Here is a 12,339-nt window from a genome sequence, read left to right on the forward strand (position 1 = left end):
CCGCGGCCGGGCGGATTACCCTGGGAGCCTGCGGCAACAACTACACTACACTGTGCAGTGTACTTCGAGGGTGGGGAATGTCAACGTCTCAGGCGGGGGGGGGCTCGCGCGGTTCGGTCAAACGGGAAGCGGTGGTGGAGGCGGCGACGCGCGCCTTCCTGACACATGGCTACGAGGCTTCGTCGATGGACGCCATCGCCGCCGACGCCAACGTGTCGAAGCGCACCGTCTACAATCATTTTCCCGGCAAGCGGGAGCTGTTCCAGGCCGTTGTGTCGGAACTCTATGAAGGGTTCCGCAGCGAGGACGGACAAAGCCTGCTGCGCCACGACCAGCCGCCGGAGCAGGCTCTTCCGGTGTTCCTGCGATCCCTGCTGGTCCATACCGGCCGGCCGGAGGTGCGCGGCCTCCTGCGTCTGGTGATCGCCGAGCATCAGCGCTTTCCCGAACTGTCGCAGGACTATCTGGAGGGCGGCAAGAGCCAGGCCTATGCGTTGCTGGACGACTACATCGCCGCCCAGCATGCCCGCGGCCGGCTGAACGCGCCGGATCCGCATGTGGTGGCGACCCAGCTGCTGGGCGGCATGAAGGAGGTTCTGTTCTGGCCGACCATGTTGGGCCTGCCGGTCACCGCCGACCCGGAGACGGTGATCGCCGATTCGGTCGCAGCCCTGATCCGCGCCTACGGTGCTGCGCCGGTCAGCGTCCCCGCAGGTTCGACGGGTTGACGCCCATCGCTTCCCGGATGCGGCGGGCGAAATGGGAGCGGTTGGCATAACCGCAGGCCTCCGCCGCTTCCTGCACGCTCAGCCCTTCGCTTTCCAGCAGGTCGCGGGCGTGGGCAACCCGTTCTTCCGTCAGGATGCTGCGGACCGAGCACCCCTCGTCGCTCAATCGGCGCCGCAGCGTCCCGGTGCTGAGATTGAGCGCCCCGGCCACGCGCTCCGCGGTCCAGGGAATGTCGGGCTGGGTCCGCAGCAGTTGGCGCACCGCGTCGGCGGTCCCGGTCGGCGCCACCGGCCCCAGCCACCAGACACCATCCTCCAGCAAGGCTAGCAGCACTTCCATGCAGCGATGCTCCGACAGTTTGGGCGGAAGCGGAGGGTTGGCGGTGAGACCGGCGGCGGCATGGTGGATGGCGTCGGTCAGGGACGGCGTCAGGGTGACATGCCAGTCGCCGGGCCGGGTGCGCTGTGTCAGCCCTTCCGTGCCATGGGCTCGCAGAAGACGCCGGACCATCTCCGCCGGGAACTCCAGCACCAGCGCACGGTAACGTCCGCCGCTGCTCGGATCGTTCACCACCGCCCCGGACCAGCCCGGCGGCAGCAGCATGGCGCTGCCGGCCGGGAAGCGGCGGGTTGTGCCGGATTGGTCGGTCAGCTCCTTGGTGCCTTCCAGCACCGCGATCAGGGCGGTGCGCTCGATCTGCACCTCGGCCAGACGCTCGCGGTCGTGGGCGATGAAGGCCCACAGCTCCGGCCGGTGCGGCCGGTCGCCGCCGCCGGGACGCAGGTCGTGGGCGGCGAAGCGGGACAGGCGGGCGAGCAGATCGGGACCCATGGCGTTTATCCTTCGGCCTGGGCTGATCCTAGGGCTGGTGGGCACAGGCGATCAACGGCCGTAATGTGCTGTCAGCGTTGCCTTGCCTAAGCTGGCGGCGTTCAGGTTGAAACCGACCATGGCGCCCGATGCGTCTGCGGGCAGGGGCAGGCTGTCGACCTTCAGCGCATGGACGGTGACGATATAGCGGTGCGGCTTGTCACCCTGCGGCGGGCAGGGACCACCGTAGCCGGAGGGGCCGAAGTCGGTGCGGCTCTGCATGGCGCCGGCTGGCAGGGTCGGCTTGGCAGCATCGCCGGCACCCGCGGGCAGGCCGCGGCTGTCGGGCGGCAGGTTGAACACAACCCAATGCCACCAGCCGCTGCCGGTCGGTGCATCCGGATCGTAGATGGTGACGGCCAGGCTGCGCGTGCCGGCCGGTGGCGCCGTCCAGGTCAGGGCCGGCGACTGGTTGCCGCCGGTACAACCGAAGCCGGCGAACACGTTGCGCTCGGGGATCGGCGATTTGTCGGTGAAATCGGGGCTGTGCAGTTCGAACGCCGCGGCGGGCGAGGCGGCCAGCAGCAGGGCGGTCAGCAGAGCCATGCGGACGGGAAATTCAGCGGTCATCGGGCGTCTCCGTCGTTCGGGATGCCCTGACGATAAATGGCCGCGGATCTCTCCGCGGCCCCGAACGGCTCAAAGACGGTCCCGAACTGCTCAGCCCTGCTTGAGCAGCCTTGCCGCATCCACCGCGCCATAGGTCAGGATGGCGTCGCAGCCGGCCCGCTTGAAACCCATCAGCGTTTCCAGCAGAGCCTTGTCGTAATTCAGCCAGCCATTGCCGGACGCGGCGCGCAGCATCGCGTACTCGCCCGACACGTGGTAGGCGAAGGTCGGGACCGCGAACTGGTCCTTCACCCGCCGGATGACGTCGAGGTAAGGCAGGCCCGGCTTCACCATCACCATGTCCGCACCCTCCTGCAGGTCGCAGGCGACCTCGCGCAGGGCCTCGTCGGTGTTGGCGGGGTCCATCTGGTAGGTGGTCTTGTCGCCCTTCAGGAAGCCGCCCGAATTCACCGCGTCGCGGAACGGGCCATAGAAGGCGGATGCGTATTTGGCGGCGTAGGAACAGACACGGGTCAGCTGATACCCCTCGGCATCCAGCGTGTCGCGGATGGCGCCGATGCGGCCGTCCATCATGTCGGACGGGGCGACGATGTCGACGCCTGCCTCCGCCTGCGACAGAGCCTGACGGATCAGAACCTCGACCGTCTCGTCGTTCTGGATGTAGCCGTCGCGCAGGAGGCCGTCATGCCCATGCGTCGTATAGGGGTCGAGTGCCACGTCGCCCAGGATGCCGACATCGGGGGCGGCGGCCTTCACCGCGCGGATGGCACGATTCATCAGATTCTCGGGATTGTAGGATTCCGCCGCATCCTCCGACTTTCCCTCGGAGCCGACGACCGGAAACAGCGCGATGCAGGGAATGCCCAGCGCGCCGGCTTCCACCACCGCCTCGCACAGCAGGTCGATGGTCAAGCGTTCCACCCCGGGCATCGAGGCGACGGGTTCCCGCCGGCTCTCGCCTTCGATCACGAAGACCGGCCAGATCAGATCATCGGCGGTCAGCGTGTTCTCGGCGACCAGACGGCGGGTCCAGGCATCGGTGCGGTTGCGGCGCAGACGGGTGCGCGGGAAGGCGGCGGGCAGGGTGATCGACATCGGAAGAACCATGCACTTAGAACGAGTGCGGCGATCCTACGCCTTCCCTCTTAGTGAACTCAAGCAACAGGGGCAGTTCCGGTCCTTAGAGACCGAGCCGGCAGCCTTGCGCAGGTCTCATGCCCCGCCACGAGCCTCCCCGCTTGCATGTCGGGCAACCGATTCCCATCGGGCAGCCATCGGATCGGCGACGGTGGAACCATCGGAGCCGACCGGCCGGAAGCCGGTGTCCTGCGCCTGCAGGACCCAGCGGCTGCCTTCCTTGCGATAACTGGACACCAGTCCGCCGGTAAAGGCCGCACCCTCCCAGGACCGCACCTCGAACGTCACAGTGGGGTGGGCGACGGTGATGAGGTTATAGGCGTTCGCCTCGTTTCGCAGGCGGGTTGAGGTGGCGGTGGAGGCCTGGGCGACCAGGATGGACCGGGCGACCTGGGTGTGAAAGCTCATGATGTCGCCGGAATAGGCCTTGTGCAGATGCCCGGCCAGCAGTAGGTCGACGCCGCAGCTTTCCAACGCGGGCAGCGCCAGCTTGTGGCGGCCGACCAGCTGGGTCTTGGGCAGGTCGGGCGGCGGCAGGAAGGGATGGTGGGTGAACAGCACCTTGAACATTCTGTCCGGCATTCCGCAGAAGACCTCCCGGACCCGCGCGATCTGCCGCTTGTTCATCCGCCCTTCGGAAAAATCCATGATCACGGGACGGGCGGTGTTGATGCCCAGCACCGCGATCTCGTCGTCGATGTGCAGCGGACTGAAGTCGCTGGTGATGTAGCGCCGGTAATGGCCGAACGGGTCGGTGAAGCGCTTGAACACATTATAAACCGGGATGTCATGATTTCCCGGTACAGCCATGTAAGGAAACGGCAATTTTTGCAGGAAGGCCCGCGCCTCCTCGAAATGGCGCGCCTTGGCCCGCTGAACGAAATCGCCTGAAATGACGATCAGGTCGGGAGCCTGCGCGGTCAGGTCGGCCAGCAGGCCATCGACCACGCGCGGGTCGATCCGCCCGAAATGCAGGTCGGAGATGTGAGCGAGCCGTTTCACGCCATCCTCATCCTTTCTCTCAGCCGGGCGCCAGAACCTTCAGTGCACCGGGGAGAATCCGATAATGCAGCGGGGCGTGCAGTTTCCGGATCTCGCCATCGTTGACCATCTTCAGGTGGTGCCTGCGGCTGTGGACCGTCAGGTTGGTCACCGCATAGGTCTCCAGCCCTTCGTCCTGCTTCCAAGAACCGGCAACCAGACGTCCCATCAACCGCAACATCGCGAAGGCGTTCCGCTCGCGGGCCACATAAACCCCGAGTTTCCCGGCATCGAGCGCTTGGCGGGAGAGGACGAGCCCGAACCCATCGTCATAGACGTTGTTGGAGACCACCAGAATCGGCGTGCGCATCCGCCGCGGCCCCTCGCCCCAGTCCAGCCGGACATCCAGCATCGGCAGCCGGTACAGCGTCTTCGCCAAGGCCACGGCGGCACCGGGCCATTTCAGCAGCCGGTGCTGCTTGCGCTGGCGTTCGCGTTCCTGAACCACCTGCGGATAGAAGCCCAGAACCGAACTGTTGGTGTAGGGCTCCCCGTTCACCTCGGCGATGTCGATGGCGCGGATCCGGCCCGCAGCCAGTGCCTCCGCTGCATCCTCCAGTTCCAGCGGAACATGAAGATCACGGGCTAACAGGTTGAGAGTTCCTAACGGAATCACGCCAAGCGTCTTGCCCTTCGGAAGCGCCAGCTTCACCGCGCTGTGCAGCGTGCCGTCGCCGCCGCCGACCACAACGGCCTCGGCATCGGAGTCCAGCACCCGCTGGATCGTGTCGGTGCACTGCGCGCCGTCGACGGTGTGGAGGTCTACGGTCGCGCCATGCCGTTCGAATGCTGTGCGGATCGCCGTCTCGGCGCGGTCGATGGGCCGATCGACCAAAGAGCCCGCCTGCCGGTTCAGGACGATTCCGATCTTCATGGCGCACCCGGCAGGCTGTTGAACGGCATCGGCATCTGACTTTCCCTGAGAAGTCGAATGGGGTCTCGTCTTCAGATGAGAGCGTGAGCGCAACGGTCCAAGAGGGGCGATGTTCCTGATTGGCCGTACCGGACCGTCATGGGCCAACATCCGGATCCGTATGGTGGGTTTGACAGCGCCGCCCGCTCCCGTATCATCGGTACCGGCCGATGCTGCCGTCCTGACGCGCAAAGGGATGCACGGCAGGGATGGCGCAGATGCCCCGCCACCGCCCGATTCGCAACGATAATTGAGAAAATACAAGACGATGAGCGACGCTGCTGAGATTCTGTTCGAACGTCGGGGCGCCATCGGCCTCGTCACGCTCAACCGGCCCAAGGCGCTGAACGCGCTGACGCTGGGCATGATCAGGCTGTTCGATCCGCAGTTGCGGGCCTGGAACGCCGATCCGGAGGTCAAGGCCGTCGTGATTCGCGGTGCCGGCGAAAAGGCCTTCTGCGCCGGCGGCGACGTCGTCAGCCTGTATGAGGCAGGCAAGGCCGCCAAGGAGGGACGTGGCGACACCGGGCCGGTCCGTGCCTTCTTCAGCGAGGAATATGTGCTGAACCGGTTGATCAAGCGCCTCTCCAAGCCCTATGTCGCGCTGATCGACGGCATCTCCATGGGCGGCGGCGTTGGACTGTCGGTGCATGGCACCCACCGCATCGTCACCGAGCGCACCCTGTTCGCCATGCCGGAAACCGGCATCGGCCTCTATCCCGACGTCGGCGGCACCTATTTCCTGCCGCGCCTGCCGGGGCAGGTCGGCATCTGGCTGGGGTTGACCGGTGACCGGCTGAAGGCGGCCGACCTGCTTGCCATCGGTGCCGCCGACGCCTTCGTGCCGAGCGCCAAGATCGACGCCCTGATCGACGATCTTGCTGCCGGCGTCCCGCCCGACGAAGCCGTCGCCGCCCACCGAGGCGAGGCTGGCGATGCAGCGGTGAGCGGCATCCGCGCGGCGGTCGACCGCTGCTACGCCTTCGACAGTGTAGAAGCCATTGTCAAAGCGCTGGAGGCCGAGGGAACCGAGTGGGCGACCGGTCAGGTCGCCATCCTGCGCCGGGTGTCGCCGACCAGCCTGAAGGTGACGCTGGCCGCCCTGCGCCGTGGCGCCAAGCTGGATTTCGAAGGCTGTATGGTGCAGGAGCTGCGCCTCAGCCTCGCCTGTCTGGCCGGCGACGATTTCTACGAGGGTATCCGCGCCGTCCTGGTCGACAAGGACAAGAACCCGAAATGGAAGCCGGCCGAGCTGACCGATGTCGGTCCGTCGGATGTCGAGCGGCACTTCGCAGAACCGGCTGGCGGCGATCTCGTGTTCCGGGACTGACCATAGGCGATGCCGAGGGGACGAAGGTCACGCACCGATTGCGTGGCCTTCCCCTTTTTGCTTATGCGGGACCTGCCGCCCGGTCGAAAGCCTTTCGCCGGGGGTACCCTGCGAAAGGGGCCTGTACAGACGGGTTGTGCCAGACTTTTTCTGGAATTATTAAGATGATTGCCGACGAATGATCGGTTAATCTCGCTTTAAGGTCCCGGTATCGTCCTTGCGCGGGGAACGGCCGGTTAGAGCCAAAGGAGACCGCGGTGCGCAAACCTTATTATGAGAGCATTCTGTTGATCGAGCGGCTTCACCGCCACTTTCTTGAAGTGCTCAAGACTGAGTTGGACCGGCTCGGCATCCAGGACATCAACAACGTCCAGAGCCTGATCCTGTACAACATCGGCGAAGACGAGATGACGGTCGGCGAACTGACCGCGCGCGGTTATTATCTGGGCTCCAACGTCTCCTACAACGTCAAGAAGATGGTCGAGAACGGCTATCTCGGCCAGGAACGCTCCCCGCACGACCGCCGTTCGGTCCGTGTCCGCCTGTCGGAAAAGGGCCTGGATTTGCGCGAGAAGATCAGCGTCATGTTCGAACGTCATCTGACCGCCCTGGAAAAGGCCGGCTTCAGCGACGAGGAACTGACCAAGGCCAATGAGACCCTGCGCAAGCTGGAACGTTTCTGGTCGGCCTCGCTCGACTACAGCGGGTTTCCGATGACCTCGGCGGCCTGACCGGCCGATTTTGCGACGGCCCCCGCGGTTCCGGCTCCCGCGGGCGGCATCGGGTTCAAGCTTCCCATTGTGTCCTTTCAGTGCGGGCAGGGAAGCGCGAGCGATTGAGCCGGCACCTTCGCCATCCATTCCGCAAGTCTTCTTGCGCCCGCGCTGAACCTATTCGCGACTTCGTGCGTTGTCGTGTATTGGCCTTGGCGTGGCCCTATTGCTGTGCCGAAGCGATCATGGCAATGGACGGCGCATGTCTTACACGGTCATGTTGGTGGGGCTGGGATTCCTGATCCTGCTGGTGGCGTGGCTGCCGATGGTGCTGAGGGAATTGCCGCTGTCCCTGCCGATCATCTGCGTCGGTTTGGGATTTTTGGTCTTCGGAACGCTGGAACTGGAAAACCCGGAGCCGCTGGCCTTTCCGGAAGCGACCGAGCGGCTGACCGAACTCATCGTCATCATTTCCCTGATGGGTGCGGGGCTGAAGCTGGACCGCCGCATCGGATGGCGGCGCTGGATCATCACGTGGCGCCTGCTGGGCATCACCATGCCGTTGTCGATTCTCATGATCGCCCTGATCGGTTGGTACTGGCTCGATTTTCCTCTCCCGGCTTCGATCCTGCTGGGGGCGGCTCTGGCGCCCACCGATCCGGTCCTTGCCTCCGACATCCAGGTTGGTCCGCCGAAATCGGGTGAGGAGGACGAGATCCGTTTCAGTCTGACTTCCGAGGCCGGGCTGAATGACGGGCTGGCCTTTCCCTTCGTCCATCTCGCCATCGGGGTGGCGCTGCTCAACGGCAATCCGCCCTGGGACCTGCTGGAACACTGGGTGCTGTTGGACGTGGTCTGGAAGCTGGTGGCCGGAGTCGGTGTCGGTTGGCTGGTCGGGCGTTTTCTCGGCTATGTCACGTTCCGTGTGCCGAACCGCGCCAACCTGTCGCGGACGGGCGACGGGTTCGTGTCGCTCGGCATCACGCTGATCGCTTATGGCCTGACGGAACTTGCCAGTGGATATGGATTCGTCGCCGTCTTCGTCGCCGCGCTCGCCCTGCGCGACGCGGAGCGCAACAGCGAATACCACGAGCGTTTGCACGACTTCGTCGAGCAGACCGAGCGGCTGATGATGATGATGATGCTCGTGCTGTTCGGTGGGACGATCGCGCATGGCCTGATCGACGCCCTGTCCTGGAGCGCCGTGGGGGCCGCGGCGGTCATCCTGCTTCTGGTGCGTCCGGTGGCGGGGGTGGTCGGGCTGACCGGCGTGGCGATGCCGGTCGGCGAGAAGCTGGCCATCGGTTTCTTCGGCATCCGCGGCATGGGCAGCATCTATTACATCGCCTATGCGCTGAACGCAGCGGAGTTCGACGTGCCGAACGCGCTGTGGGCGATCACCGGGTTGATCGTGCTGCTCTCGATTCTCGTTCACGGAACCACGGTGACGCCGATCATGCGGCGGATCGACCGGCGCCGACAGGCCGCCGACCCGCCGCCGGACGGCTCCATACACCGCCGAATGGAAAAAGCGGGCGTTTCGGCAGACCCTTGATGAAAATTGTTTGTGAAGCTGAAATTCAGCTTTCCGTACAAGGTGATGCCCCTGCATAGTGAATGGGAAGGGACGGCGCGCACGGCCTGACGGTTTCCGATGAAACCAAATGAGCAGGCCGGCACGACCGTCCGGGACCCGCCGGACGAACCGATCCGAACGGGCGCCCGCACTATGCGCAACGCAACGCTGAGGGGGAGGAATTCACGCATGATCGCACGTCTTCTGGCCAGTGCCGCCCTTGCTGCCCTGACGATCGGTGTCATGTCCACCGGGCCTGCCATGGCCCAGCAGGGCAAGCTGTCCGGCGACATGGTCAAGATCGGTGTGCTGAATGACCGTTCGGGCCTCTATGCCGACCTCGGCGGCGAGGGATCGGTCATCGCCGCCCGCATGGCGGCGGAGGAGTTCGGCAACAAGATTTTGGGCAAGCCCATCGAGATCATCTCCGCCGACCACCAGAACAAGCCGGACATCGGCGCCAACCTCGCCCGCCAATGGATCGACCAGGATGGCGTCGATGTGATCGTCGATGTGCCCAACTCCGGTGTGGCGCTGGCCGTACAGGAAGTGACCAAGGAGAAGAAGAAGATCTTCCTGATGGAAGGTCCGGCCACCTCGCGTCTGACCGGCGACGCCTGTTCCCCAACCGGCTTCCACTGGCCCTACGACACCCATGCGCTGGCCGTCGGCACCGGTCAGGCGATGGTGAAGGAGGGCGGCGACAGCTGGTTCTTCATCACCGCCGACTACGCTTTCGGCCATCAGCTGGAGGCCGACACCTCGGTCGAGGTGAAGAAGGCGGGCGGCAAGGTCGTCGGTTCGGTGAAGGCGCCGCTGAACTCCGCCGACTTCTCCTCCTTCCTGCTCCAGGCGCAGGCGTCGGGCGCCAAGATCGTCGGCCTTGCCAACGCCGGCGGCGATACCATCACCTCGATCAAGCAGGCGTCGGAATTCGGCCTGACGCAGAGCGGCCAGCAGAAGCTCGCCGGCCTGCTGATCTTCCTGTCCGACGTGCATGCGCTGGGGCTTCAGGTCGCCCAGGATCTGGTGCTGACCACCGGCTTCTATTGGGACCGCGACGACGAATCGCGTGCCTGGTCCAAGAAGTTCTTCGACCGCTACGGTAAGATGCCGACGATGGTGCAGGCCGGCAGCTATTCCGCCGTCCGCCATTATCTGAAAGCCATCGAGGCTGCCGGGACCGACGACGGCCCGACCGTCGCCGCCAAGATGAAGGAGATGCCGGTCAACGACATGTTCGCCAAGAACGGCACCATCTTGCCGAACGGCCGCATGGTCCACGACATGTATCTGGCCCGCGTGAAAAAGCCGTCCGAATCGAAGGGCGCCTGGGACTATTACCAGATCCTGCGCACCATCCCCGGCAAGGAAGCCTTCGCAAGCTTCGAGGAGAGCGGCTGCAAGCTGCCGAAATGACGGTGCCGAAATGATGGCCGGCCAGCACAAGACATGACGTGACGGAGCGGCATCTCCGCCCTGACGGTCCCGAGAGGGCCGGTTCGGCGGGGATGCCGTTGGAGAGGGCGACGCTCATGATGGGAACGATTTTCGGCATTCCGCCCCAGGCGCTGTTCGGCCAGCTTTTGCTGGGGTTGATCAACGGATCGTTTTACGCGCTGCTCAGCCTAGGGCTGGCGGTGATCTTCGGCATGTTGAACGTCATCAACTTCGCCCATGGCGCGCTTTACATGATGGGGGCCTTCGTCGCCTGGCTGCTGCTGACCCAACTGGGCATCGGTTACTGGTGGGCGCTGCTTCTGGCGCCGCTGGTCGTCGGGCTTTTCGGGGTGGTGCTGGAAAAGACGCTGCTGTCCCGGCTCTACAAGCTGGATCATCTCTACGGCCTGCTGTTGACATTCGGGCTGGCGCTGATCGTCGAGGGTGCGTTCCGCCACCAGTATGGCGTCTCGGGGCAGCCTTATCCCATTCCCGACGCGCTGAAGGGCGGGCAGAATCTCGGCTTCATGTTCCTGCCCAACTATCGCGGCTGGGTGGTCGTCGCTTCCCTGGTTGTCTGCATCAGCACCTGGATCGCCATCGAGAAGACGAAGCTGGGCGCCTATCTGCGCGCGGCGACGGAAAATCCGGTTCTGGTTCAGGCCTTCGGCATCAATGTCCCGCGGATGATCACGCTGACCTATGCCTTCGGCGTGGCGTTGGCCGGGCTTGCCGGCGTGCTGGCGGCGCCGATCTACCAGGTGTCGCCGCTGATGGGATCGAACCTGATCATCGTGGTGTTCGCGGTGGTGGTGATCGGCGGCATGGGGTCGATCCTGGGAGCCGTGCTGACCGGTTATGGGCTTGGCCTGCTGGAGGGGCTGACCAAGGTCTTCTACCCGGAGGCCTCCAACATCGTGGTCTTCGTCATCATGGCGGTGGTGCTGATGATCAAGCCAGCCGGCCTGTTCGGACGGGAGAGGTGAGCGCATGAGCCTTCATTCGCAAAGCGGCATCCGGGCATCCGGGAAGGCTTCCCAGGCGTCGGCAACGGGGTCGACGCTGGCGCGGGTCGGGGCCCTCGCGGTGCTGGTGGCGCTGCTGGCGGTTCCGTTTCTGCTCTATCCCGTCTTCCTGATGAAGGTGCTGTGTTTCGCGCTGTTCGCCTGCGCCTTCAACCTGCTGATCGGCTTCGGCGGTCTGCTCAGCTTCGGCCATGCCGCCTTCTTCGGCAGCGCCGCCTATGTCACGGCCCATACGGTGAAGGTGTGGGGACTGTCGCCGGAACTGGGGATTCTGCTTGGCACCGCGGCCTCGGCATTCCTCGGCATCCTGTTCGGCAGCATCGCGATCCGTCGCCAGGGCATTTATTTCGCCATGATCACGCTGGCGCTGAGCCAGATGGTGTTCTTCCTGGCGTTGCAGCTGCCCTTCACCCATGGTGAGGATGGCATCCAGGCGGTTCCGCGCGGCGTGCTGTTCGGCGTCTTCGACCTGAACAACCCGCTGGCAATGTATTATACGGTGCTGGGCGTTTTTCTGATCGGCTTCGCCATCATCTGGCGGACCGTGCACTCCCCCTTCGGACAGGTTCTGAAGGCGATTCGTGAGAATGAACCGCGTGCCATTTCGCTGGGCTACCGCACCGAGCGTTACAAGTTGATGGCGTTTGTCCTGTCGGCGACGCTGGCCGGGCTGGCCGGCGGCACCAAGGCGATCGTGTTTCAATTGGCGACGCTGACCGACGTAACGTGGCAAATGTCGGGCGAGGTGGTGCTGATGACGCTGCTGGGCGGCATGGGCACGCTGACGGGGCCGGTGATAGGAGCCGCTCTGGTGGTGACACTGGAGAATTATCTGGCGGCGACCAGCCTTCCCGTGCCGGTGGTGATCGGTTGCATCTTCGTCGCCTGCGTGCTGGTCTTCCGCCGCGGCATTGCCGGGGAAATCCAGGCGCGGTTTGGAAAGCAGAGCCGTCTCGGATAACGGCCCTGATTAAGATGGATCAAATCGAATAAGA

12 protein-coding genes are annotated in these 12,339 nt (G+C 64.7%); 7 read left to right on the top strand and 5 right to left on the bottom strand.

Annotated elements, in window-relative coordinates:
* Positions 1-77: 77 nt before the first annotated feature.
* The gene (locus tag GBZ48_RS19560; RefSeq protein ID WP_174472520.1) at positions 78-728 is read left to right on the top strand and encodes a TetR/AcrR family transcriptional regulator; all 651 of its coding nucleotides are present in this window, start codon (positions 78-80) and stop codon (positions 726-728) included.
* Here the strand turns inward: GBZ48_RS19560 and GBZ48_RS19565 are convergent.
* The 5 genes from GBZ48_RS19565 to GBZ48_RS19585 form a co-directional block, all read right to left on the bottom strand.
* Positions 700-1,560, bottom strand: coding sequence for a helix-turn-helix transcriptional regulator (locus GBZ48_RS19565; protein WP_174472521.1), 861 nt, complete (start codon positions 1,558-1,560; stop codon positions 700-702). The genes GBZ48_RS19560 and GBZ48_RS19565 overlap by 29 nt on opposite strands.
* A gap of 51 nt (positions 1,561-1,611) precedes the next feature.
* The gene (locus GBZ48_RS19570; RefSeq protein WP_246307316.1) at positions 1,612-2,169 is read right to left on the bottom strand and encodes a YbhB/YbcL family Raf kinase inhibitor-like protein; all 558 of its coding nucleotides are present in this window, start codon (positions 2,167-2,169) and stop codon (positions 1,612-1,614) included.
* Positions 2,170-2,259: 90 nt separating this feature from the next.
* On the bottom strand, positions 2,260-3,264 hold the full coding sequence (gene hemB, locus GBZ48_RS19575; protein ID WP_174472522.1) for a porphobilinogen synthase: 1,005 nt from the start codon (positions 3,262-3,264) through the stop codon (positions 2,260-2,262).
* Between the two features lie 117 nt (positions 3,265-3,381).
* Positions 3,382-4,308: a metallophosphoesterase family protein gene (locus tag GBZ48_RS19580; protein WP_343049606.1), complete on the bottom strand. Its 927-nt coding sequence runs from the start codon at positions 4,306-4,308 to the stop codon at positions 3,382-3,384.
* Positions 4,309-4,327: 19 nt separating this feature from the next.
* Positions 4,328-5,221, bottom strand: coding sequence for a diacylglycerol/lipid kinase family protein (locus tag GBZ48_RS19585; RefSeq protein ID WP_109050044.1), 894 nt, complete (start codon positions 5,219-5,221; stop codon positions 4,328-4,330).
* A 307-nt stretch (positions 5,222-5,528) separates the two neighbouring features.
* Here GBZ48_RS19585 and GBZ48_RS19590 point away from each other — a divergent pair, with 307 nt between their 5' ends.
* The 6 genes from GBZ48_RS19590 to GBZ48_RS19615 all read left to right on the top strand — a co-directional run bounded on the left by GBZ48_RS19590 (position 5,529) and on the right by GBZ48_RS19615 (position 12,305).
* Positions 5,529-6,590: an enoyl-CoA hydratase/isomerase family protein gene (locus tag GBZ48_RS19590; protein WP_174472523.1), complete on the top strand. Its 1,062-nt coding sequence runs from the start codon at positions 5,529-5,531 to the stop codon at positions 6,588-6,590.
* A 257-nt stretch (positions 6,591-6,847) separates the two neighbouring features.
* On the top strand, positions 6,848-7,321 hold the full coding sequence (locus GBZ48_RS19595; RefSeq protein WP_045580172.1) for a MarR family winged helix-turn-helix transcriptional regulator: 474 nt from the start codon (positions 6,848-6,850) through the stop codon (positions 7,319-7,321).
* Between the two features lie 244 nt (positions 7,322-7,565).
* Positions 7,566-8,858: a cation:proton antiporter gene (locus GBZ48_RS19600; RefSeq protein WP_174472524.1), complete on the top strand. Its 1,293-nt coding sequence runs from the start codon at positions 7,566-7,568 to the stop codon at positions 8,856-8,858.
* 210 nt (positions 8,859-9,068) lie between these two features.
* Positions 9,069-10,298: an ABC transporter substrate-binding protein gene (locus GBZ48_RS19605; RefSeq protein WP_174472525.1), complete on the top strand. Its 1,230-nt coding sequence runs from the start codon at positions 9,069-9,071 to the stop codon at positions 10,296-10,298.
* A gap of 119 nt (positions 10,299-10,417) precedes the next feature.
* Positions 10,418-11,305 (top strand): branched-chain amino acid ABC transporter permease, encoded by an 888-nt coding sequence (locus GBZ48_RS19610; protein ID WP_174472556.1) that lies wholly within the window; start codon positions 10,418-10,420, stop codon positions 11,303-11,305.
* Between the two features lie 4 nt (positions 11,306-11,309).
* A complete protein-coding gene (locus GBZ48_RS19615; protein WP_174472526.1) occupies positions 11,310-12,305 on the top strand; it encodes a branched-chain amino acid ABC transporter permease in 996 nt (331 codons plus the stop codon).
* Positions 12,306-12,339: the final 34 nt, after the last annotated feature.

The organism is Azospirillum melinis, from assembly GCF_013340935.1.
GTDB lineage: Bacteria > Pseudomonadota > Alphaproteobacteria > Azospirillales > Azospirillaceae > Azospirillum > Azospirillum melinis.